Raw genomic sequence first — 21618 nt, 5'->3', positions numbered from 1 at the left:
AAAATCTCCTGAGCTTAAAACGCTTAGCCTAAAGGAATGATATCGCCTTGCCAACCCTGTCCGTTGCGCGTGCCGGTCAACAGGAGCTCACCCTTATCTGCCCGAACGATCAGCTGGCCTTTTTCATCCCATAACGCGCTGCCCGCGCCGGCATTTGCCATTAACACCGCGATGGCATACCTGTGTGCAAAGCGCTGCAGGGTATTGATGGACTGTCGCCAGCGGTAATCCCTCACCGACTGGCAGCTGGTGAAGAGTGTTGCCTGCGGATCAAGATTCGGTGAATCGCTTTGCCCATCGATAATCGTGAGTTGTTTATCACCCGGCACCAGGCTGGCGCCGCTCCCCTGAGGGTAACGCAGAATACGATCGCGGGAGGGGATAAACAGCGCAAGGCCTTTCTGGCGTTGACCGTTTCGTTCAACGGGAAGCCCTGCAATGAGGGTAATGCGGTAAAAATGCGCGGCATCAAGCAACGGCTGTAGTCGATCGTCTTCGGGCGGAAGCGGTAATGCCGTCGCGCCCGGGCCGGTTAATGAGAGTTCCGGGAAAACCAGCAAATCGCACTGATGATGTGCTGCTTCGGCAATAAAGTGGAGATGGTGCGCAATATGGTCATCTACGCTGTGATGCTGCCCGCCATACTGGGCTGCCGCAATATTCCAATGTGACATCGTGACTTCCTTATACACAGAGTCGCAGGGATTAAAGAGTACACCTAATTTAATCAGGGTTTTCTTATCCTGCCAGATTCCGCGTAAGGAAGTGTAACGAGTCGTTAAGCTTATTTAACTTTCGGCTCGTACGGCAAGCGGGAGAGGTTGACCGAGGCGAGACGGTGGGCAATTAACCTTTCGCGAAACCAGTCACGAAGATGGGCGGGCTGTTCTCGCTCCACCACTTCAGCCACGACGGGCATGTTGTAACGCTCTTTAAAGGCGACGCCAGCGGCAGCGAGATCGACATTCACTTTATCCATCTCGTCCTGAGGAAGGGCGGCCAGATTGATCTTCATTACCTTCTCCTTATTTTGCGGCGGCAACGTTACCGCGATTGCGCGACGATGACAAGCAGAGCGGGATGATCCTCGACTCGTTTATTATACAGCGTTATTCTTTAGCATACAGACATAACAAAAAGGAATGATTGTGATGGGTTTATCCGCTTCCCGCGCGGTATGCGCACTGGTTTTTTTGGCCTCAACGGTAATCTCACCCTCCGTGCTGGCGCATGCGCATCTTAAGCAGCAGAGCCCGGCAGCGGACAGCCAGGTGGCGTCACCGCAGGTGCTGACGCTGAATTTCTCCGAAGGTATCGAGCCCGGATTTAGCGGCGTCGTGGTGACGGATGCGCAAAAGCAGGTGATCAAAACCGGTACCGCCACGCGAGACGAAAAGAACAAAGCACAGCTGACCGTTCCGCTGGAACAGACGCTGGCGCCGGGGGCTTACCGGGTGGACTGGCACGTGGTTTCCGTCGACGGCCATAAAACCAAAGGCAGCTATCGCTTCAGCGTGAAATAGCATGCTGGGACTGTTATACGTAGGATTGCGCTTTATCCATTTTGCGGCGTTAATGCTCGTTTTTGGCAACGCGCTTTACAGCGTCTGGTTTGCGCCTTCCGGGCTGCACCGCCTGATGGCCCGGCGTTTCCAGCTCCAGCAGAGAGTGGCGTCCATCGTCAGCCTGGCCGCTGCGATCCTGATGTTTATGCTTCAGGGCGGCTTAATGGGCAACGGCTGGGGCGATGTGTTTAACCCGCAAATCTGGTACAGCGTGCTGGGAACGCGGTTTGGTGGCGTCTGGTTGTGGCAAATTATCCTCGCTGCCATCACCGTTGTCGTCGCGTGGCTCGCGCCGCTGAAAGGATCGCGCCTGCTGCTGCTCGCCATGGGCCAGCTTATCCTGCTGGCAGGGGTAGGGCACGCGGCGATGAGCGACGGCCCGATGGGGGCGATACAGCGACTCAATCATGCTGTTCACCTGCTGTGTGCCGCAACCTGGGTGGGTGGATTGCTGCCGCTGCTGTTTTGCATGCGTCTGGCGAAAGGACGCTGGCAGAACGCGGCCATCAATACCATGATGCGTTTCTCGCGCGTGGGGCATTATGCCGTCGCAGGCGTGCTGCTCACCGGCGTAGTGAATGCGCTGTTGATTCTGGGCATCCATATTCCCTGGCAGGCTGGCTACGTGCAGTTTTTGTTGTTCAAATGTGCTCTCGTGGCGTTGATGGTGGCAATTGCGCTGGCAAATCGGTATTTTCTGGTGCCACGGTTCCGTCCGGATTCCGGGCGCGCACAACAGATGTTTATCAGGATGACACAGGCAGAGGTGGTGCTGGGCGCGCTGGTTCTGGCAACGGTCAGTCTGTTTGCTACCTGGGAACCCTTCTGACAAGGTTAACTATTAAATGAAAAAGACAGTACTTTCTCTCTTACTGCTGGCCTGCGCGGGAAGCGCTCTGGCGGCACCGCAGGTAATCACCGTAAGCCGCTTTGAAGTGGGCAAAGACAAATGGGCCTTTAATCGCGAAGAGGTGATGCTGACCTGCCGCCCGGGCCATGCGCTGTATGCGATCAACCCGAGCACGCTGGTCCAGTACCCGCTCAACGATACCGCTGAGCAGCAGGTCGCCAGCGGCAAGAGCAGCGGTCAGCCAGTCAGTGTGATTCAGATTGATGACCCGGCCAACCCGGGGCAGAAGATGAGCCTGGCACCGTTTATCGAGCGCGCTGACAAGCTCTGCTGACGTTCAGGTTTCCAATAAAAAAACCGCAGATGCTCGCCAAAGCACTGCGGTTTTTCACTTTTAATGATGCTCTGACGCTTTTTTTCAGGCCACTTTTGCTGTGGACTGGAAAACCTGGCGTCGTCATCTATTCTTAAAAGGCAAGGCGACTTAGCCTGCATTAATGCCAACTTTTAGCGCACGGCTCTCTCCCAAGAGCCATTTCCCTGGACCGAATACAGGAATCGTATTCGGTCTCTTTTTATCCCTATGTTTCTCAAAAGGTTTCTTCGGTTATGGACCGAAAACCCCGAGAATAGATGGACAGTTCCCTATCCTGACTAAACCATAACATACTCAGGACCGCGTACGTCCAGGGTTTTTTGGCATCTTTGTTAAAAAATTGTGGCCTGGCGATCGCTGTGGAATCTTCGTCGGTGAAGTAAAGGCCCGGCCTGATAGTTAAATAATGAATTCCCTGAATTTATCTTTGTTGTTAACGATATACTCGGGGAAACTGTCTGCCGACAACTCTTGCCTGATTAACTTCCTGTCTCGTCCCCAGATATCTTCGGCGTTTTTTATCACCTTCATGATATGTTCCGGGTTATTGAACTCAGGCAGATCGTATTCCGTGTGGGAGATGGTGGACATTTTTTCTGATATGCGTTCAGGGGTCATAACCCATGAGAAATGCCAGCCACTATTTTCAATGATGCGATTGTTAAGTTTGAACCAGTTCCATTTAAGCCAGGACCAGTTTTTGACGCTTCTGGTGCGTTTAAGATTTCTGAACGACTCAGGCTCGCCGCCAAAAAAATGAACGAGGTTTTTATATTTTGTGGCTCTCGGCAGTTTACATTTTCTTGGGGTGTTATCTGTATTAAAAACCTGCAGATTAAACTGATAATTATAAAATTTTTGATAAAGCGTTGTGCAGAGTTTATTCGCGTTGATAGAGCCGATAACCTGTGGTGAAAAAATCTCGTCCACATCGGAAATTAAAATCAAATCATCATCTTTAGCACTTTTGAGGCCCTGCATGATGGCATTTCTCTGCGCGGCTTCATTCGCCCATGCATCCACCACCAGACCGTCCTGATGCTGATCGCCGCCGTCAGAGGCTTTCATGAGAGGTGTTTCATCATGCACAACATAAATAATTTTATCTTTAAAAGGACCGTATTTATTTATGTCAAAGTGAAGCTGCCGCTTTTTGCCGGTAAAGGTATGCGTTGACTCAACAATAACGAAGCGATCAACAACGCCTGCTAGCGTATTCAGCCTGATATCAAGAAGCATATCTTCATCGTAATACAAGAAGCAGTCGTAAATCATCATCAAAGTCCTTAAATTTGCGTCTACACTGCGCTTTTCCAACGCATTCGCTATTTTCATTTCGCGCAATGCTAACTGAGCACCCCTGGCATATGCAAGAGTGCTCTGCTTTATCATTCCTTTCTCAAACCGAGTGCATTCTCTGTGCTGAGAGCGAAAACGCTTGTCGCGATTAGAAATGGGACTTAATAGACGCCTCAATTTCATCAAGCAGTTCAAAGCGACGACGGTATTCAGCGCGTTTTTTACTGGCTATCTCGTCGAGGGATTTGCGCTCCATCTGCAGCGGCAGCTGCCAGCAGAAGGCGGAAAGTTTTTTTCCACCCAAAGAATCCCAGAATTCGTCATAGCTGGCGTGGAAATGACGGCCTTTGCTGAGGCGATAGCGCAGCGCGCGGAAAACGTGTCCCTCATCGCTGACGGCAAAAATGGCCCGAACAGATGACTGCGCTGCCAGCTGGAAAAGTACCTCCATCAGCACGCGCTTGGGAAACAGGCCATGGCAGGCGCGAGTTGCCAGTTTAATGGCATCTCGTGACACGCAGCGACGGGGGCCCTGAAGTCCGCCAATGACCACAACGGGCTGGCCATTGCTGCGGGCGACGCTAAAGGTCAGGCTGGCAAGAAGCGTATCCTCGTTGTCGCGCAGCCAGAGCGTACTCTCACCTTCACGCTCGGCTTTGCCAGCTGAGGACGCATTAACCGTGTAGGTCACGCCGTCTTTGACGTGGAACTGCGCAATAGGTTGTTCCTGCGCGCCGGTCATAGCCTGGGCAAGACGGCTCTCCTTCAGGCGATCGATCCAGTAGTAATGGTTAACGATAGCGTCGGCGCGATCGTTAGCCGTTAAGCCGCGCATCAGGTACTGCCGATGGGTCTTGCTGGGCAACGTAATTTGCGATGTCAGCAGTTTGTCGAAATCGTCACGGCCAGAGAGGGCTTCCAGCATACGGTGGGTGGAAGACCAAAAGAGCAGGGAACGTAAAAGGAACTTCAGTCTGTAGTCGCGTTTCCGCCAGATTGGCCCCGGGACGCGTTTACCGTTCACCAGCTCGGAAATAATATTCGTGCGATGCGGATAGAAAACATCGTTATGTAGCTGTGTATTAGACACGTGAAGACCTCTCGTTTTTATCTCCCCTTATTCTAAGGAGCCAGTAAAAAGGGATTAAGAGCGCGCGGATCTTTATTTCTCTTTGGTTTACCGTTTGTTTTACTTTGTAAGGGCTGCGCTGATCTCCTTGCGCTTTTGACGGCGGCTATACTGTTAAAGGGAGGCCTTATGTATCAGCGAATAGAAGGTGGAGAGTGGCGTCACGTATGGGTTGTCAGCGACATACACGGCTGTTACCAGAGGCTCATGGAGGAACTGAAACGCCGTCATTTCAATCCTTATGAGGATTTACTTATTTCCGTTGGCGATCTGATCGATCGTGGTCCGGACAGCGTTAAATCATTGCAGCTCATCAATGAGAAATGGTTTCGAGCAGTGCGGGGCAATCATGAGCAAATGGCAATAGATAGCCTGGATAATAATGATTTTGCGCTCTGGACAATGAATGGCGGAATGTGGTTTTCGCGGCTTGAGCATGAAGAGCAGCAGCGGGCGCGCTCGTTACTTAACGCATGTCGTGCGTTACCGCATATTATCGAAATTACCTGCGCGAACGGGTTGAACGTTATTGCTCATGCTGATTACCCGGCGGAGGAATACCGCTGGGAAAAACCGGTAAGCGCCCAGCGCGTGTTATGGGATCGCGACCGCCTGATGGGGTTTATGGTGGGCAAAGGGCAGGGAATTAGCGGGGCGGATCACTTCTGGTTCGGACATACGCCCGTCGACAGAAGGTATGATTTTGACAATCTGCACTACATTGATACGGGGGCCGTATTTGACGGTTACTTTACGCTGGCGCAGCTGCAGTAATAAATAACCCGCCTTCGGGCGGGTTCTCTTTAGGTCAGGCAAGACGCATGACCCAGGCATCGGTTTTACTATCGTAATGCTCACGGTAAAGGACAGAATGTTCGCCATCAAGTATTGCCGGGACGCTGGTGTCTGCATCCCATGCATCGAGCTGCATGCACAAATCCGGGTCGGATTTGCAGGGAATACTTAACGTTCGATCGCCTTGTGCTTCGCCGCGCAGTTCTGCGTCGTCGATCTCAAAAGCGCCAATACGCACGCTGGTTTTCGTCATAGTGCTCTCCGGGTCGGTTGTCAAAATCTGGTATGACCAGTATGGGCATCCATTTTTGATCGTAGACAAGGAGAGCAAAATCGCCAGTAAAAAAATGCGCTTTTTTCAGGCGGTGCGATCGTTACCGGTAAACAGTCGGCCATCCCGGACCAGTTCGCGTGGATAGCTGTTTTTAAGCCTTGAACCAACCTTTTTGGCCAGCCCCAGCGGGAATCCCTGATAGATCACTATCACTTCATCTGCGGAAGGCGAGCTGTCAGGATAAACATCGCGGCCACGGTACCACTCTTCGGCTTCCTGATGCGTCAGAGCAAAGGTATTCTCGTGTCCGGCAAGCGCGATGACGGCCTCATGCTGCCAGCGATATCCTTTATTATGCACTTCCGCCAGGCGGATCCCGATTCGGGAAAAACGGACCTTTCCGATGAGCGGTGCGATCTCTGCCGGGAACAACCATACCTCTTTATCACGCACCCAGAGTTGCATGCTCTCATCCCAGACCAGGCCAACCTTTTCGGCGGCGGCGACAAGCTGTGCTGCATCGCGCCCTTTGAGGGGGGCAAACGGGAAATTGCCGACCTTGAATTTGGGTGCGGGCAGGGGAGCAACCGCCTGCGTTTTACGCAGACGCGCCACAAAGAACCCTTCGCAGTCGTAAATCTGCGGGAACACGTGGAGGAAACCTTCCGGCGTGACCGCCTCCTGTGCCGAGGAAAACAGATCGTTAAGCGGCAGGAACTCGACCGCATCCGGATATTGCGCTTTCAGCCACAGGCAGACGTCTTCGTTTTCATCGCGGTTCAAGGTACACGTTGAATAGACCAGCGTGCCGCCGGGGCGCAGGGCGTGGAACGCGCTGTCGATCAGCTCGCGCTGCGTGGCGGCGATCTCAAGATTGCTCTCCACGGACCAGTTCTTTAACGCATCGGGATCTTTACGCACTACCCCTTCACCGGAGCAGGGGGCATCCAGCAGGATGGCATCAAACATTTCCGGCAGTGCGGCGCCAAAGACGCGACCGTCGAAGTGCGTAAGAGCGACATTATGAATACCGCAGCGGCTGATATTGGCATGCAACACCTTCACGCGGCTGGCGGAAAATTCGTTGGCGAGTACCGCTCCGCGGTTGCCCATGCGCGCGGCAATCTGCGTGGTTTTCGAACCGGGCGCGGCGGCGACATCCATCACGCGTTCAGGCGCGTTGCCGTCGGCGAACAGGGCGGCAACCGGTAGCATCGAGCTCGCTTCCTGAATATAAAACAGACCGCTCAGATGTTCTGCGGTACTTCCCAGCGGCACCGCGTCTTCGTCATCGCGGTCGATCCAGAATCCCTCTTCACACCACGGAACCGGCGTAAGCTGCCAGCCGTACGGAGAAACCAGCGTCAGAAAATCCTCGACGCTGATTTTCAGGGTGTTGACGCGAATGCTGCGGCGTAACGGACGCTGACAGGCGGCGATAAAATCGTCCAGCGACAGATGAGAGGGAAGCGCCTCGCGCATCTGCGCCAGGAATTGTTCGGGAAGAAATACGGAGTTTTGAGCCACGAGCACACCACAGGGAAAAGTTCAGGTGCGCAGTGTAACATAAAGGCTCCGGTGCGTTGACACCGGAGCCTGTCAGATTAACGCGGCAGGGCCGTTCCCCATTCGCGCCACTCTTTCGGTTCGCTTTCCAGCAGCAGGAAGTGTTTACCCGGCTGCGCTTTCGGCGCCAGCGGCGTTCCCGGCGGGGTGGCAAAGGCAATACCGCCGCGGATGAACTGGTTGAAGGTACCGGTTTTCACCACGCCACCCGTCAGGCCGAAGTCCAGCGAATAGCCGGATGCCAGCCAGAACACCGAGTTATTACGCACCAGATGCTGGTAACGCTCGCTGATGCGTAGCGCCACCATCACGCGGTCGGAGAGTGTGCCGAGCGTGAGGCCCGTAACCGTACCCACCTCAATGCCGCGGAACAGCACCGGCGTACCGATGCCAAGCGAGCCCGCTTCCGGCACTTCCACTACAATGCTCAGGCCGCCAAGGTAGCGCGAGTCGGTAATGGTGGCTTCCTGCAGCTCGAAATCACGACGGGCTTTGCCCTGACCGGGCTCGACGTTGATGTAAGGCTGCAGAATGGTGTCGAGATGCTCAACGCCCGCGGCCGAAATCTGCGGGGTTACCACCGAGAAGCGGGAACCCGAGCGGGCGAAGGTCTGCACATATTCCGGATAAAGCACGGCGGTGGCCTGCACCTCGTTGCGCGAGGTGATGAGCGTCAGCTTCTGGATCTGCCCGATATCAATGCCCAGGTAGCGAATTGGCATGCCTTCCGCCAGCTTGCCGGCATCGAACGCATGCAGGGTAATCTGCCCACCCACGGCACGCGCGGCGGTTTCGGATGGGAAGAGAATTCGCTTATCGCCTTTACGCAGGTTCGCGCCCGCGCCGCTGAGGTTATCAAAGCTGATCGCCCCGCGCAGCGCACGCGAGAGCGGGGAGGCCTGCACGGTCAGTCCGTTGCCGTTAAGCTGCACCTTCGCGCCGCCCTCGGCCCAGAAGACGCTGTTTGGGGTCAGCAGCTTGCGGTACTCGGGCTTGATATGCAATTCGATATCAAACGCGTCCGCACGCGGGCGAACGGCGATCACCTCCCCAACCTCAAATTTGCGGTAGAGCACCACGGAGCCCGCCTGAACGTCAGGCAGCGTCTCGGCGCTTAAGGTCAGGGTCGTGGTTGGCATATCGCTCAGGCTGTTTTCAATCGCTTTGTCCAGGTTGGCGTACAGCGGGTAGCTGTCGCGAACGGCGCCTTTATTGCCCGGCAAAATGCGAATACCGCCGTTAACCCATTCGCTGGCGCTGGCGCCGAGGAACTCCACGCCGTCCAGACCCACCTTCACGTCGACGCGGCTGTTCACCACGAACTTACTGTCGCCATGGACGAGGTTGCTGTATTGCGGATCGATAGCTACCGAGAAGCTCACGCCATTTTCGGAGAGCGTTCGCTCCAGCACCTGACCCACCTGTACGCCGTGCAGAATCAGCGGCTGACCGGCCTCAATGCCGTAACTTTCAGGCGCATTGAGCGTAACCGTCACGACGCCTGGTTTTTGCAGCAGTGCTTTATCCGCGGGGGCAATCACAAAGCTATTGCTGGGCTGTCCTTCACCCGGGATCAGCTCAAAGGTATTGCCGGTCAGCAGCGTGCTGAGGCTGGCATCGTTCAGAGAGAGTTTAGGGCTGCGCATCTCGATGCGCGTTTTCTCGCGCAGGAGATCGACCACGCTCGGATCGACCGTCATTTCGCCTGTGACCGAGCCGCCCGGATTGAGCGTCATTTTGGTGAGCTGGCCGACCTGCAGTCCCTGGTACATCAGCGGCGTTGACCCCGCTTTCAGCCCTTTGGCATCAGGCAGAACGAGCTTAACGATCACGCCACGCTGGCTGTGCGCCAGGTCGGCGTACAATCCGAAGGTGTCATCCGCGGTGGCTGGGCTTGAGTTTTCCGGGGAGTCAAAGGCAATGGCGCCGTTCACCAGGGCGGCCAGACTCTCAAGCTTCACTTTTGCACCGCTCAGACTGAGGTCGGCATCGACGCCGGAGACATTCCAGAAGCGGCTGCCTTTTTTCACCAGATTGGTGAAGCGACGCTCGATCAGCACATCAATGGTGACGCCCTGTTTATTTGGGTTGATGCTGTAATCATACACACGGCCAACCGGAATCTTGCGGAAGTAGACCAGCGAGCCGCTGTTCAGCGAGCCTAAATCCGGTGCCTGAAGATGGATCATCAGATCGCCGTTATTGAGGCGGTATTTCGGCTGCGTATCCAGCGCGACAAAGTGATCCTGCGGTTCACCTTTGCCCGGCATCATGCCGATGTAGTTGCCGCCAACCAGCGCATCCAGCCCGGATACGCCGGCCAGGGAGGCTTTCGGCGTCACCAGCCAGAACTGCGTTTCGCTGCGAAGAGCATCCTGCATGTCAGATTTAATACTGACCCGCACCTGAATCTTGTTAAGCCCTTTTCCAAGGGAGATGTCCTGAACCGTACCGACTTCGACCCCCTGAAAACGAACGGGGGTTCGTCCGGCGACGATGCCGTCGGCGGTCTGAAAATCAATGGTGACGGTACTGCCGCGATCTTCATAGCTCGTCCAGATAAGCCAGCCTGCAATCATCAGGGCGATGACGGGCAGCAACCAGAATGGCGAAATGCGGCGTTTAGTTTTAATTCTCGCTTCAGTCGGCGAAGCGGGGGTTTCCTGACTCATGTGCATCCCAAAGTAAGCGGCTATCCAGCCATTCCACAGCAAGAATAGTCAATATCACCGCAGAGCCGAAATAAAAAGCCGCGGGTCCCATAGTAAAAGCAAGAAGCTGGTCGCGATTGATCAGCGACATCATCAGCGAAATCACAAACAGATCCAGCATTGACCAGCGGCCAATCCAGGTGACGAATCGCAGAAGCAGAATACGGGTACGTAAACCTTGTTCACACTTAAAGTGAATGCTGACGAGCAGGGTAAACATCACCACCACTTTGGTAAAGGGAACCAGGATACTGGCAATAAAGACGATGGCCGCCACCCCAACGTTACTGTGTGCAAGAGAGATAATACCGGAGAGGATAGTATCCTCCTGACGGCCACCGTTCACGTAAATAATGGATATCGGCAGCATATTGGCTGGGAACAGAAACACCAGGGAGGCAATCAGCGCCGCCCAGCATTTTTGCAGGCTGTTGTTGCGTCGTAACCTCAACGGTATGTGGCAGCGCGGGCAGCGTCCACGCTTGTCGGGCAACCCGGTGTAATGGCATCCCAGACAGACGCGGAGGTTTTCATCCGGGCGGGTGGCAGGGCGCTGCGGGTAAAAACGCTCCCAAAGCTGCTCAACGTTCAGGTGGATCAGTGTCAGGATGCTGAGCAATACCAGGCAGATAAAGGCAAAAAGCCCGACGCCCGGCTGCAGAAAGGCATAGTCCTGCACCTTGATTGATGCCACGCCCACGCCCACCAGATAGATATCCAGCATGACCCACTCTTTAAGCTTTTCCAGCATCAGCAATACCGGACGCAGGTTCATTCCCAGGATGTTACCAAACCACAGGTAGGCAATGGCTGCAACCAGCACCAGCGGCGCGCCGACCACGCAGAACAGTACCATGGCGGCGGTGAGAGGATCGCCCTGGCTCGTCATCTGCCAGATACCCTGCAGCACGTTAGCGTCAATGCGCACACCAAGCAGGTAAAGCTTCAGAAGCGGTTCGGTCCAGGCGAAAGGCATCAGCAGCAGCATGGTAACGGCCATAGCGGCAAGGCGGGTTAACGACCAGTCGCGGCCGTCACGAATTTTAGCGTCGCAGCGGGGACAAAAGGCGCTTTGGTGCGATTTCATCTTCGGCAACATAAAAAGCGTATCGCACTGGGGGCAACGCTGATAATGTGCACGAGGCAAAGCGTCGCTTACCGTATGGACAGTTATCTTTTTTGTCGGCGTAATTTTGGTTGTTTTTAAGGCCATCAGCTGCGCGCAAATAAGTATTGTTGAACGTTATATTAACTCATGAACGGATTCATCTTGAGCATGAGCGCATTTATTGCTTATTTTAATAGGCTATGCGGTAATTTTGTAAGACAACTAAGTGATTGAATAATGAACAAAACAGAATTCTACGCGGATCTGAACCGCGATTTTAAGGCATTGATGGCAGGTGAAACCAGCTTCTTAGCCACTCTGGCAAATACTAGCGCATTGCTGTTCGAACGGCTATCCGATGTGAACTGGGCTGGCTTTTATCTCCTGGAAGGTGAAACGCTGGTGCTGGGTCCGTTTCAGGGCAAACTGGCCTGCGTGCGTATTCCGGTAGGGCGCGGCGTATGCGGTACCGCGGTGGCCGAGAATCAGGTTCAGCGCGTGGAAGATGTTCATGCGTTTGACGGGCATATCGCCTGTGATGCTGCCAGCAATTCAGAGATCGTTCTGCCGCTGGTGGTAAAAAATCAGATTATTGGCGTTCTGGATATCGACAGTACGGTCTTCAGTCGCTTTACAACCGAGGACGAACAGGGGCTGCGCGAGCTGGTGGCGAATCTGGAAAACGTCCTCGCTGCAACCGATTATCAAAAATTCTTTGCGAGCGTCGCAGGATAATCAACGGATAACGTAGCATTTACTGATAGCGTCATTATAATGACGCCTGTTCATGCCTGCGCTTGTTGGCAACGTCCGTTGTAATCAGGAAATTTCATGGAAAATCAACCTAAGTTGAATAGCAGTAAAGAAGTTATCGCATTTCTGGCCGAGCGTTTCCCGCAGTGCTTCAGCGCGGAAGGTGAAGCACGTCCCCTGAAAGTCGGTATTTTTCAGGATCTGGTAGCGCGTGTTGAAGGGGAAATGAACCTCAGCAAAACTCAGCTGCGTTCTGCCTTACGTCTTTATACTTCGAGCTGGCGTTACCTGTACGGTATCAAACCGGGCGCGACCCGCGTGGATCTCGACGGCAACCCTTGTGGCGAGCTGGACGAGCAGCACGTAGAACACGCGCGCAAGCAGCTGGAAGAAGCCAAAGCACGCGTTCAGGCACAACGTGCAGAACAGCAGGCGAAAAAACGCGAAGCCGCAGCGGCAAACGGCCAGGAAGAAGCGCCTCGTCGTGAGCGTAAACCACGTCCTGCGCCGCGTCGTCACGACAATAACGATCGCAAACCGCGTGCAGACAAACCAGCAGCGAAAGCCCCTCGTGCGCCTCGTGAAGAGCAGCGCCATACTCCGGTTTCTGACATTAACGCCCTGAGCGTGGGTCAGGCTCTGAAGGTAAAAGCGGGCAACAACGCAATGGACGCCACCGTACTGGAAATCACCAAAGATGGCGTTCGTGTACAGCTGACTTCTGGTATGTCAATGATTGTACGCGCAGAACACTTGTTGTTCTGAAACGGAGGCCAAGCCTGGCATGAACACTTTTTTTAAGCTCACCGCGCTGGCGGGCCTGTTTGCCATAACAGGTCACGCTTTCGCTGTGGACGATATCACGCGTGTTGATCAAATTCCGGTACTCAAGGAAGAGACGCAGCACGCGACGGTAAGCGAGCGTGTAACCTCTCGCTTTACCCGCTCGCACTATCGTCAGTTCGATCTCGATCAGGCCTTTTCGGCCAAAATCTTTGACCGCTATCTGAACTTGCTGGATTACAGCCATAACGTTTTGCTCGCCAGCGATGTCGAGCAGTTCGCTAAGCGCAAATCCGAGGTGGGTGATGAGCTGCGGTCAGGCAAGCTGGATCTGTTCTACGATCTCTACAACCTGTCGCAAAAGCGCCGCTTTGAACGCTATCAGTACGCGCTGAAAGTGCTGGAACGTCCAATGGACTTCACCGGCAACGACACCTTTAATCTCGATCGCAGCAAAGCGCCCTGGCCGAAAGACGAAGCCGAGCTGAACGCGCTGTGGGATGGAAAGGTCAAATACGATGAGCTAAGCCTCAAGCTGACCGGCAAAGATGAAAAAGAGATCCGCGACACGCTGACGCGTCGTTACAAATTTGCCATTCGCCGTCTGGCGCAGACCAACAGTGAAGATGTTTTCTCGCTGGCGATGACCGCCTTTGCGCACGAAATCGATCCGCACACCAACTATCTCTCTCCACGCAATACCGAACAGTTCAATACTGAGATGAGCCTGTCTCTGGAAGGTATTGGCGCGGTACTGCAAATGGATGATGACTACACGGTGATCAACTCCATGGTCGCGGGCGGCCCGGCATCCAAAAGCAAAGCGATAAGCGTAGGCGATCGCATTGTGGGGGTAGGACAAACCGGTCAGAGCATGGTTGATGTCATTGGCTGGCGTCTGGACGATGTGGTTGCGCTGATCAAAGGTCCGAAAGGCAGCAAAGTTCGTCTGGAAATTCTGCCTGCCGGTAAAGGCACCAAAACCCGTATCGTGACCCTTACCCGCGAGCGTATCCGTCTGGAAGACCGCGCGGTGAAAATGTCGGTGAAAACCGTGGGTAAAGAGAAGGTGGGTGTCCTGGATATCCCTGGCTTCTACGTGGGGCTGACCGACGATGTAAAAGTTCAGCTGCAGAAACTTGAGAAGCAGAACGTGAGCAGCGTCATTATCGACCTGCGCACGAACGGTGGCGGTGCGCTGACCGAAGCGGTGTCGCTCTCAGGCCTGTTTATCCCGTCTGGCCCGGTTGTACAGGTGCGTGATAACAACGGTAAAGTTCGTGAAGATGCGGACAATGACGGTGTGGTCTATTACAAAGGCCCGCTGGTGGTCCTGGTTGACCGCTTCAGCGCGTCCGCATCTGAAATCTTTGCCGCTGCAATGCAGGACTATGGCCGCGCGCTAATCGTGGGTGAGCCCACCTTCGGCAAAGGCACTGTTCAGCAGTATCGCTCGCTGAACCGTATTTATGATCAGATGCTGCGTCCGGAATGGCCTGCGCTGGGCTCCGTTCAGTACACCATTCAGAAGTTCTACCGCGTTAACGGCGGCAGTACGCAGCGTAAAGGCGTAACGCCGGATATCATGATGCCGACCGGCACGGAAGAGACCGAAACCGGCGAGAAGTTTGAAGATAACGCGTTGCCGTGGGACAGCATCAATGCTGCGACATTCGTGAAGGCGGGTGATATGACGCAGTTTGGCCCTGAGTTGCTGAAAGCGCATAATGAACGCATCGCGAAAGACCCGGAATTCCAGTACATCATGAAGGACATTGCGCGTTTCAATGCCCTGAAAGATAAGCGGAATATTGTTTCTCTGAACTACGCTCAGCGTGAAAAAGAGAACAACGAGGACGACGCAACGCGTCTGGCGCGTATCAACGATCGCTTCAAGCGAGAAGGTAAGCCTCTGCTCAAGAAACTGGACGATCTGCCAAAAGATTACCAGGAGCCGGATCCGTACCTGGACGAGACGGTGCATATCGCGCTCGACCTGGCGAATCTGGAAAAAGAGAAGCCTGCCGTACAGCCCGCTCCGGCAAAATAATCTCCCAACAGGCACAAGAAATTGTGCCTGTTTCTTTTTGTTCTGCATCCTTCCGTCAGGCTGATTTCCAATTGTGTAAAGTTGTGTCTTTCTGGTGACTTACGCCCACCGGATGCTTGAAAATAGCCGTAATACCCATACGATGTGGGTAATCGCATAGTGCGTTTTGTTAAACTGAGGTTAAAAGAAAATTATGATGCGAATCGCGCTCTTCCTGCTCACCAACCTGGCGGTGATGGTGGTTTTCGGGCTAGTGCTAAGCCTGACGGGAATTCAGTCGAGCAGCGTTCAGGGTCTGTTGATTATGGCGCTGCTGTTTGGTTTTGGTGGCTCTTTCATTTCCCTGCTGATGTCAAAGTGGATGGCGCTGAAATCCGTAGGCGGTGAAGTGATTGAACAGCCGCGTAACGACATGGAACAGTGGCTGATGAATACGGTGGCACAGCAGTCTAAGCAGGCAGGCATTGCGATGCCGCAGGTTGCTATTTACCATGCCCCGGATATTAACGCGTTTGCTACGGGTGCCCGTCGTGATGCGTCGCTGGTTGCCGTGAGCACCGGGTTGTTGCAGAACATGAGCCGTGACGAAGCCGAAGCGGTTATCGCGCACGAAATCAGCCATATCGCCAACGGTGACATGGTGACCATGACCCTGATTCAGGGCGTGGTGAACACCTTCGTTATCTTCATCTCCCGTATCCTGGCGCAGATTGCGGCTGGCTTCATGGGCGGCAACCGTGATGAAGGTGAAGAGAGCAACGGTAATCCGCTGATCTACTTCGCCGTATCGATGGTGCTGGAACTGGTGTTCGGTATTCTGGCGAGCATTATCACCATGTGGTTCTCCCGTCACCGTGAGTTCCATGCGGATGCCGGTTCAGCGAAGCTGGTAGGGCGTGAGAAGATGATTGCCGCCCTGCAGCGTCTGAAAACCAGCTACGAGCCGCAAGAAGCGAACAGCATGATGGCCTTCTGCATCAACGGCAAATCAAAGTCGCTGAGCGAGCTGTTTATGTCTCACCCGCCGCTGGATAAACGTATTGAAGCGCTGCGCAGTGGGGAATACCTGAAGTAACGCTAAGTGCTTAAATAAGCCGGGCAGGAGAAGACTCCGCCCGGCTTTTTTTATGCCTGAACGCCGGGTTGGGTCACGCGCAACCCGCTGACGATGGCTGCAAGGGTGGCAAGCGCACCTGCGGTGAGAAGCGCAACGTGGTTGCCGTTTTGCCCGGCAAGGTTAAACATCAGGGCAACCAGCGCCGCACCGGTGCTTTGCCCCAGCAGACGCGCGGTCCCCAACATGCCGCTGGCCCCTCCGCTGCGGTGGCGCGGCGCAGAGGTAATAATGGTGTGGTTGTTGGGGGACTGAAACAGGCCAAACCCGGCTCCGCACAGAATCATGCGCCAGATGATGTCCAGATCCCCTGGCGATGATGGAAGCAGCGCCAGCGCGAAAAGACCTGTTGCCATCACGGCCAGCCCCACCGCGCCCAACAAACCGGCATGTACACGTTCTATTAAATAACCTGCCAGCGGTGCCATCACCATCGTCGCCAGCGGCCAGGGGGTTAACAGCAGCCCGGTCTCCACTTCGGAACGTCCTATCACGCTTTGCAGGAAGAAGGGCAGAGAAACAAGAGCCAGCATCTGGGCGCAGAATGAGCAGACGGAGGTGCAGATGGAAAGCGAAAAGAGGGGAATACGCAGCAGATCGACCGGCAGTAAGGGCACCGGCAGGGAAAGCTGGCGGCGAACAAAGAAGAAGCCCGTCACCAGCAGGGCAACAAGCTCCAGGGCGGTTAGCATCAGGGATTGACCCTGCGCAAAACCGCTCAGGGCGGTAATCAGCAGACCAAAGGTGAGCGCATTCATCACCGCGCTTGCTACGTCAAAGCGCGGCATGGTGCTTTTCGGGCCGTTAGCGGGGAGAAATCGCAGGGCAAAGAAGATGGCCACGATACCCAGCGGCACGTTTATGGCGAACAGCCACTGCCACGAGGCGAAAGAAAGAATGGCCGCTGCAATCGTTGGCCCGGCGGCAGAAGAGACCGCGACAATAAACGAATTTATCCCCATGCCGCGGCCCAGATGGCGGTGCGGATAGATTAAGCGGATTAGCGCCGTATTGACGCTCATCAGTGCCGCGCCGCCAAAACCTTGCGCGATGCGCGCCAGCGTCAGCGTATGCAGAGAGTCCGAAAGGGCGCACAGCAGTGATGTAAAGGTAAATACCACCAGCCCGCACTGATATACCCGACGGTAGCCGAACATATCGCCCAGAAAAGAAAAGGAGAGCAGGGAAACCACAATCGCAATCTGATAGGCGTTAACAATCCATATCGAACTGGCCGGGGAAGCATGCAGATCGGTGGCAATGGTGGGAAGGGCAACGTTCGCAATCGCGCCGTCAAGAACGGCCATTGAGATACCAATAATAATCGTAGCGATAGCGCCATACCGCTGGGGCAAAGGCAGGCCATCGGAAAGGTTCTTTTCCATCGGGGATAAATAGCTCAGAGTGAAATTATTCTCAGGGTAACTATTTTAACATCGTTAACACCGTTTTATGTCGCAGATTTGTAACGAAGTAAACGCGGATTGATTGCAGGTAACATGACGGGAATTTATAATAAAAACCGGTTCTGATTTTTATAAAACACTCTCTATGAGGTGGTAAATGGCAATTGCGGATTTGGATAAACAGCCAGATTCAGTTTCTTCCGTGCTGAAGGTGTTTGGCATCTTACAGGCGCTCGGGGAAGAGCGTGAAATTGGTATCACAGAGTTGTCACAGCGCGTGATGATGTCGAAAAGCACCGTTTACCGCTTTTTGCAAACCATGAAATCACTGGGTTACGTTGCACAGGAAGGCGAATCTGAAAAATATTCTCTGACGCTGAAACTGTTTGAACTGGGTGCCCGGGCATTGCAAAACGTGGATCTGATCCGTAGCGCGGATATTCAGATGCGCGAGATCTCCCGCCTGACCAAAGAGACTATCCACCTGGGCGCGCTGGATGAAGACAGTATTGTTTACATCCATAAAATTGACTCCATGTATAACCTGCGTATGTATTCGCGCATTGGTCGTCGCAACCCGCTTTACAGCACGGCAATTGGTAAGGTTCTGCTGGCGTGGCGCGATCGTGAAGAAGTTAAACAGATCCTCGATGGCGTGGAGTACAAACGCAGCACTGAACGCACCATTACTAACACCGATGAATTATTAAAGGTGCTCGATAAGGTGCGTGAGCAAGGGTACGGCGAAGATAACGAAGAACAGGAAGAAGGGCTGCGCTGTATTGGCGTTCCGGTGTTTGACCGTTTTGGCGTCGTGATCGCGGGGTTGAGCATCTCTTTCCCAACGCTTCGCTTCTCGGAAGAGCGCCTGCACGAGTACGTGGCTATTCTGCATACCGCCGCGCGTAAGATTTCTGAACAGATGGGTTACCACGACTATCCGTTCTAACCCCGGTTAGCATAAAAAAACGCCGCATCTTTGCGGCGTTTTTTATTCGTCGTTAACGCTGTGGCTCAGCCATTATCAATCACGACGGAGGTCTTACGCAGTACCGGGCAGTTGGTTAACCCAATGATCCCGCTATCCGAATGGAGATACTGCGCCGTGCTGACTCCCTGTGCTGTTAAATACTTACATTGAATGCCTAACCCTGCGGCGTTTTCGGTGCTTCCCACCAGCACGCCATAACCCGTTAAAAGAAGGCCAATCCAGAGTATCACCAGTGCAACAATTGTACGAATAATTAAGCGCATTATTACCTCTTTATCATTGTTATCATGATGCTAGCCTAACCGGTTTACGTAATGAAACAAGTGCAGGATTCTGAAAAGAGCCTGATGGCGCTACAGTTAGTCCTTGTTTAAGATAACCGTGATAACCTGGTCATATCAGGTCTGTAAACGGAGTGTGGAGTGAAAAAAATACGCTGGGTGATTCTGATTATCGTGCTGATAGCGTGCGTGGTGTTGTGGACGCAGACTATCAACGTGATGTGCGATCAGGATGTACAGTTTTTTAGCGGCGTTTGCGCAATCAATAAGTTTATTCCGTGGTAGCACGCATTTTTTCTTCAGGTGATTTCCTTCCTTCGCGCCAGTGGTAAAATAGACGTTTTTATTGAGGTGGTGAAATGGGTGAGTTACTGAATTCAGGGCTGCTAAATATGGCATCCCTGACGATCTCTTTGGTTGTTCTGCTGGTGGGGCTGGTCATTTGGTTTTTCGTAAACCGTGCCAGTTCACGTACCAATGAGCAGATCGAACTGCTGGAAGCGCTGCTTGAGCAGCAAAAACGGCAGAATGCACTGTTGCGTCGTCTGTGCGAGGCTAACGAGCCGGAAGAGAAAGAAGCACAAAAAGAATCGGTCGCTGACGAGAACAACGATCAAGACGATTTTATCCGCCTGGTGGCTGAGCGTTAATCGTATTATTCCGGGAGGAGGTGGCAGTGGTCTGGAAAAATCCCTGGTATGACCCCTCCCTGAAACATCACACCCCAAACGGTTTTCGTAATACCACTTCTGCAGGACACCAGCCTGGCGACCTTGACCGCTGGCGCAAAGAACGCAAAGCAGCTGGTTTACCGAAGCCGCCCGCGCTCGGCTACGATGACTTTATCCGGCGGTGGTGGCAACCGGCCGATCTTCAGCAGCCGCAGCAGGATGGGGCGTGGTGGCTCGGACATGCGAGCATACTGCTGCAGCTGGACGGCAATATCCTTCTTACCGATCCCGTTTTTTCAAGGCGCGCTTCTCCACTTCCTTTCTTAGGGCCGCAGCGTAGAACGCCTCCGGTACTCTCTGTCGATCAACTGCACCAGCTTGACGCGGTCGTTATCTCGCATAACCATTACGATCATCTTGATGAACTCACTGTTCGCCACATTCTCAAACGCTTTCCCGACGTCAGTGTGTTTGTTCCTTTAGGCCTGGGCGGCTGGTTTCGCCGCCGGGGCGCAAAACAGGTGGTTGAGCTCGACTGGTGGCAGAGTTTTACCTGGCAGGGGATAACATTATCCGCCGTACCGGCGCAGCACTGGAGTATGCGCACGCTCTGGAACCGCAATCGCTCATTGTGGTGCGGCTGGGTCTTTGAAGGGCGGCATCACCGGTTCTGGTTTAGTGGTGATACCGGCTATTCGCCTGAGCTGCTGTTGATACCGGAACGTTTGGGGAAAATTGATGCTGCAGCATTGCCCGTTGGCGCCTATGCTCCACGATGGTTCATGGCCGTACACCATATGGATCCCCAGTCTGCCGTTGCGCTGTGGCAACAGTTAGGTTGCCCGCTGGCGTTCCCTGTTCACTGGGGCGTGTTTGAGCTGGCGGATGAAGCGCTGGATGACCCCATAAAAGAATTAACTGATGCGCTGGATAATGTAGCACCAGTTAATAATACTTTCAGGATACTGAAAGTTGGCGAGTATTTACCCTTATAAACGAAGCGATAAATTGTTGCGTATATTGTGTATGTATTCGTCGTCAGGAAAATTTTTATTTTATCGAAACGTTTTGCTTGCCTTTTTTTGATGCAGAGTCATAAAAATTTCATTATTTTGGTGCATAACACGGCTAATTACCTGATGGATTTTAATACAGAAGGGTGCGGATTATTAACATCGTTTTTGGCTGAAACAATACGGTCACGTTACAATGATTTAAGCATAAGTTTTCACAATTTGTTCTAACTCAATCAACGCCAAAGATTTCTTTTCCCGACTGCTGGACGCATTGTAATGATTGAGCTATGTTAAAAAAGTCTTAGATTACAGCGGTTGTGCAAGCAGCGTTGAGTCTGTGTAAGGGAGTATAGCCGTCTGTTTGAGAAGCGCATAATTGTGCAATTCCTTACAGACAGTGTTCGAATTTGTGCGGCGGATCGAGACATGTTTAAAAATGGCTTGCCATATTAAACATAGTGTGTGATAACACGTTTTGGGTCAAACGAGGTACAGTTCTGTTTATGTGTGGCATTTTCAGTAAAGAAGTCCTGAGTAAACACGTTGTCGTTGAATACCGCTTCTCTGCCGAACCTTATATTAGTGCCTCATGCAGTAATGTCTCAGTTTTATCTCAGTTAATGCCTGCGGGCTAAGAAAACACTCTAAGGAATTTTGCAAAATGGCAAAGATTAAAGGTCAAGTTAAGTGGTTCAACGAGTCTAAAGGTTTTGGTTTCATTACTCCTGCTGATGGCAGCAAAGACGTGTTCGTACACTTCTCTGCAATCCAGGGTAACGGCTTCAAAACTCTGGCCGAAGGCCAGAACGTTGAGTTCGAAATTCAGGACGGCCAGAAAGGCCCAGCTGCAGTTAACGTAACTGCTATCTGATCGAACCGC

General features: G+C 53.3%; 23 protein-coding genes and 1 pseudogene. 14 read left to right on the top strand and 10 right to left on the bottom strand.

The annotated features are described in order from the left end of the window. Positions 1–23: 23 nt before the first annotated feature. A complete protein-coding gene (locus A6013_RS10450; RefSeq protein WP_049138839.1) occupies positions 24–674 on the bottom strand; it encodes a nitrilase-related carbon-nitrogen hydrolase in 651 nt (216 codons plus the stop codon). Between the two features lie 110 nt (positions 675–784). After that, entirely contained in the window at positions 785–1015 is a 231-nt protein-coding gene (locus A6013_RS10445; protein WP_008500465.1) for a DNA polymerase III subunit theta, read from the bottom strand. Between the two features lie 136 nt (positions 1016–1151). Between A6013_RS10445 and yobA the strand changes: the two genes are divergently transcribed. From yobA to A6013_RS10430, 3 genes are read left to right on the top strand one after another with little or no spacing between them, the layout of a single operon-like run. Next, positions 1152–1523, top strand: a complete 372-nt coding sequence (gene yobA, locus A6013_RS10440) for a CopC domain-containing protein YobA (RefSeq protein ID WP_069733025.1) — start codon at positions 1152–1154, stop codon at positions 1521–1523. Between the two features lies 1 nt (position 1524). After that, complete coding sequence (gene copD / locus A6013_RS10435) at positions 1525–2394, top strand: copper homeostasis membrane protein CopD (protein WP_069733024.1); 870 nt, start codon at positions 1525–1527, stop codon at positions 2392–2394. Between the two features lie 16 nt (positions 2395–2410). After that, on the top strand, positions 2411–2749 hold the full coding sequence (locus tag A6013_RS10430; RefSeq protein ID WP_028013604.1) for a YebY family protein: 339 nt from the start codon (positions 2411–2413) through the stop codon (positions 2747–2749). A 441-nt stretch (positions 2750–3190) separates the two neighbouring features. On the opposite strand, the gene A6013_RS10425 is transcribed toward A6013_RS10430, so the two are convergent. Next, positions 3191–4066, bottom strand: a complete 876-nt coding sequence (locus A6013_RS10425) for a benzoate transporter (protein ID WP_069733023.1) — start codon at positions 4064–4066, stop codon at positions 3191–3193. Between the two features lie 172 nt (positions 4067–4238). Next, complete coding sequence (locus tag A6013_RS10420; RefSeq protein WP_063437378.1) at positions 4239–5180, bottom strand: VirK/YbjX family protein; 942 nt, start codon at positions 5178–5180, stop codon at positions 4239–4241. Positions 5181–5348: 168 nt separating this feature from the next. On the opposite strand from A6013_RS10420, the gene pphA reads away from it, so the two are divergent. After that, the gene (pphA, locus tag A6013_RS10415; RefSeq protein ID WP_041909471.1) at positions 5349–5993 is read left to right on the top strand and encodes a protein-serine/threonine phosphatase; all 645 of its coding nucleotides are present in this window, start codon (positions 5349–5351) and stop codon (positions 5991–5993) included. 34 nt (positions 5994–6027) lie between these two features. Here the strand turns inward: pphA and A6013_RS10410 are convergent, their stop codons facing one another. The 4 genes from A6013_RS10410 to yebS form a co-directional block, all read right to left on the bottom strand. Continuing rightward, the gene (locus A6013_RS10410; RefSeq protein ID WP_008500472.1) at positions 6028–6267 is read right to left on the bottom strand and encodes a YebV family protein; all 240 of its coding nucleotides are present in this window, start codon (positions 6265–6267) and stop codon (positions 6028–6030) included. 105 nt (positions 6268–6372) lie between these two features. Next, complete coding sequence (rsmF, locus tag A6013_RS10405; RefSeq protein WP_217629447.1) at positions 6373–7821, bottom strand: 16S rRNA (cytosine(1407)-C(5))-methyltransferase RsmF; 1449 nt, start codon at positions 7819–7821, stop codon at positions 6373–6375. Positions 7822–7892: 71 nt separating this feature from the next. Beyond that, a complete protein-coding gene (locus A6013_RS10400; protein WP_069733021.1) occupies positions 7893–10526 on the bottom strand; it encodes a PqiB family protein in 2634 nt (877 codons plus the stop codon). Further along, positions 10495–11778: a membrane integrity lipid transport subunit YebS gene (gene yebS / locus A6013_RS10395; RefSeq protein ID WP_041909475.1), complete on the bottom strand. Its 1284-nt coding sequence runs from the start codon at positions 11776–11778 to the stop codon at positions 10495–10497. Before yebS ends, A6013_RS10400 begins: the two co-directional genes overlap by 32 nt. Positions 11779–11910: 132 nt before the next feature. Here yebS and A6013_RS10390 point away from each other — a divergent pair, with 132 nt between their 5' ends. The 4 genes from A6013_RS10390 (at position 11911) to htpX (ending at position 16334) form a co-directional block, all read left to right on the top strand. Continuing rightward, complete coding sequence (locus tag A6013_RS10390) at positions 11911–12408, top strand: GAF domain-containing protein (RefSeq protein WP_008500476.1); 498 nt, start codon at positions 11911–11913, stop codon at positions 12406–12408. A 96-nt stretch (positions 12409–12504) separates the two neighbouring features. Continuing rightward, positions 12505–13191 carry an RNA chaperone ProQ gene (gene proQ, locus A6013_RS10385; RefSeq protein WP_028013543.1) on the top strand — a complete coding sequence of 229 codons (687 nt, stop codon included), beginning with the start codon at positions 12505–12507 and terminating at the stop codon, positions 13189–13191. Positions 13192–13210: 19 nt separating this feature from the next. After that, complete coding sequence (gene prc / locus A6013_RS10380) at positions 13211–15259, top strand: carboxy terminal-processing peptidase (RefSeq protein WP_028013542.1); 2049 nt, start codon at positions 13211–13213, stop codon at positions 15257–15259. 193 nt (positions 15260–15452) lie between these two features. Then, positions 15453–16334: a protease HtpX gene (htpX, locus tag A6013_RS10375; protein ID WP_010432647.1), complete on the top strand. Its 882-nt coding sequence runs from the start codon at positions 15453–15455 to the stop codon at positions 16332–16334. Between the two features lie 50 nt (positions 16335–16384). Here htpX and A6013_RS10370 read toward each other — a convergent pair whose 3' ends face one another. Next, positions 16385–17758, bottom strand: a complete 1374-nt coding sequence (locus A6013_RS10370; RefSeq protein ID WP_069733020.1) for an MFS transporter — start codon at positions 17756–17758, stop codon at positions 16385–16387. A gap of 178 nt (positions 17759–17936) precedes the next feature. Between A6013_RS10370 and kdgR the strand changes: the two genes are divergently transcribed. Further along, positions 17937–18728, top strand: coding sequence for a DNA-binding transcriptional regulator KdgR (gene kdgR, locus A6013_RS10365; RefSeq protein WP_045260302.1), 792 nt, complete (start codon positions 17937–17939; stop codon positions 18726–18728). A 65-nt stretch (positions 18729–18793) separates the two neighbouring features. On the opposite strand, the gene A6013_RS10360 is transcribed toward kdgR, so the two are convergent. After that, positions 18794–19033, bottom strand: coding sequence for a YobH family protein (locus A6013_RS10360; RefSeq protein ID WP_069733019.1), 240 nt, complete (start codon positions 19031–19033; stop codon positions 18794–18796). A gap of 159 nt (positions 19034–19192) precedes the next feature. Here A6013_RS10360 and mgrB point away from each other — a divergent pair, with 159 nt between their 5' ends. The 5 genes and pseudogenes from mgrB (at position 19193) to cspE (ending at position 21609) form a co-directional block, all read left to right on the top strand. After that, complete coding sequence (gene mgrB / locus A6013_RS10355) at positions 19193–19336, top strand: PhoP/PhoQ regulator MgrB (protein WP_006175995.1); 144 nt, start codon at positions 19193–19195, stop codon at positions 19334–19336. Between the two features lie 74 nt (positions 19337–19410). Next, entirely contained in the window at positions 19411–19701 is a 291-nt protein-coding gene (locus A6013_RS10350; RefSeq protein ID WP_069733018.1) for a YebO family protein, read from the top strand. Positions 19702–19727: 26 nt separating this feature from the next. Next, the gene (locus A6013_RS10345) at positions 19728–20717 is read left to right on the top strand and encodes an MBL fold metallo-hydrolase (RefSeq protein ID WP_083264133.1); all 990 of its coding nucleotides are present in this window, start codon (positions 19728–19730) and stop codon (positions 20715–20717) included. Positions 20718–21241: 524 nt separating this feature from the next. Continuing rightward, positions 21242–21386: pseudogene (locus A6013_RS10340) on the top strand (DUF2627 domain-containing protein). Positions 21387–21399: 13 nt separating this feature from the next. Next, on the top strand, positions 21400–21609 hold the full coding sequence (gene cspE, locus A6013_RS10335; protein ID WP_001062678.1) for a transcription antiterminator/RNA stability regulator CspE: 210 nt from the start codon (positions 21400–21402) through the stop codon (positions 21607–21609). Positions 21610–21618: the final 9 nt, after the last annotated feature.

Origin of the sequence: Enterobacter sp. IF2SW-B1 (genome assembly GCF_001743375.1) — a bacterium.
Classification (GTDB): domain Bacteria; phylum Pseudomonadota; class Gammaproteobacteria; order Enterobacterales; family Enterobacteriaceae; genus Enterobacter; species Enterobacter bugandensis.
Note: the sequence above shows the minus strand (reverse complement) of the source record. Positions and strands in the feature narration are given on the sequence as shown.

Coding starts and splice junctions, on each gene's coding strand:
- yobA (WP_069733025.1), top strand. CDS start 1,152: ATGGGTTTATCCGCTTCCCGCGCGGTATGCGCACTGGTTTTTTTGGCC.
- A6013_RS10390 (WP_008500476.1), top strand. CDS start 11,911: ATGAACAAAACAGAATTCTACGCGGATCTGAACCGCGATTTTAAGGCA.
- kdgR (WP_045260302.1), top strand. CDS start 17,937: ATGGCAATTGCGGATTTGGATAAACAGCCAGATTCAGTTTCTTCCGTG.
- A6013_RS10350 (WP_069733018.1), top strand. CDS start 19,411: ATGGGTGAGTTACTGAATTCAGGGCTGCTAAATATGGCATCCCTGACG.
- A6013_RS10410 (WP_008500472.1), bottom strand. CDS start 6,267: ATGACGAAAACCAGCGTGCGTATTGGCGCTTTTGAGATCGACGACGCA.
- prc (WP_028013542.1), top strand. CDS start 13,211: ATGAACACTTTTTTTAAGCTCACCGCGCTGGCGGGCCTGTTTGCCATA.
- A6013_RS10400 (WP_069733021.1), bottom strand. CDS start 10,526: ATGAGTCAGGAAACCCCCGCTTCGCCGACTGAAGCGAGAATTAAAACT.
- proQ (WP_028013543.1), top strand. CDS start 12,505: ATGGAAAATCAACCTAAGTTGAATAGCAGTAAAGAAGTTATCGCATTT.
- A6013_RS10430 (WP_028013604.1), top strand. CDS start 2,411: ATGAAAAAGACAGTACTTTCTCTCTTACTGCTGGCCTGCGCGGGAAGC.
- cspE (WP_001062678.1), top strand. CDS start 21,400: ATGGCAAAGATTAAAGGTCAAGTTAAGTGGTTCAACGAGTCTAAAGGT.
- A6013_RS10450 (WP_049138839.1), bottom strand. CDS start 674: ATGTCACATTGGAATATTGCGGCAGCCCAGTATGGCGGGCAGCATCAC.
- htpX (WP_010432647.1), top strand. CDS start 15,453: ATGATGCGAATCGCGCTCTTCCTGCTCACCAACCTGGCGGTGATGGTG.
- copD (WP_069733024.1), top strand. CDS start 1,525: ATGCTGGGACTGTTATACGTAGGATTGCGCTTTATCCATTTTGCGGCG.
- yebS (WP_041909475.1), bottom strand. CDS start 11,778: ATGGCCTTAAAAACAACCAAAATTACGCCGACAAAAAAGATAACTGTC.
- A6013_RS10425 (WP_069733023.1), bottom strand. CDS start 4,066: ATGATTTACGACTGCTTCTTGTATTACGATGAAGATATGCTTCTTGAT.
- A6013_RS10360 (WP_069733019.1), bottom strand. CDS start 19,033: ATGCGCTTAATTATTCGTACAATTGTTGCACTGGTGATACTCTGGATT.
- pphA (WP_041909471.1), top strand. CDS start 5,349: ATGTATCAGCGAATAGAAGGTGGAGAGTGGCGTCACGTATGGGTTGTC.
- A6013_RS10445 (WP_008500465.1), bottom strand. CDS start 1,015: ATGAAGATCAATCTGGCCGCCCTTCCTCAGGACGAGATGGATAAAGTG.
- A6013_RS10370 (WP_069733020.1), bottom strand. CDS start 17,758: ATGGAAAAGAACCTTTCCGATGGCCTGCCTTTGCCCCAGCGGTATGGC.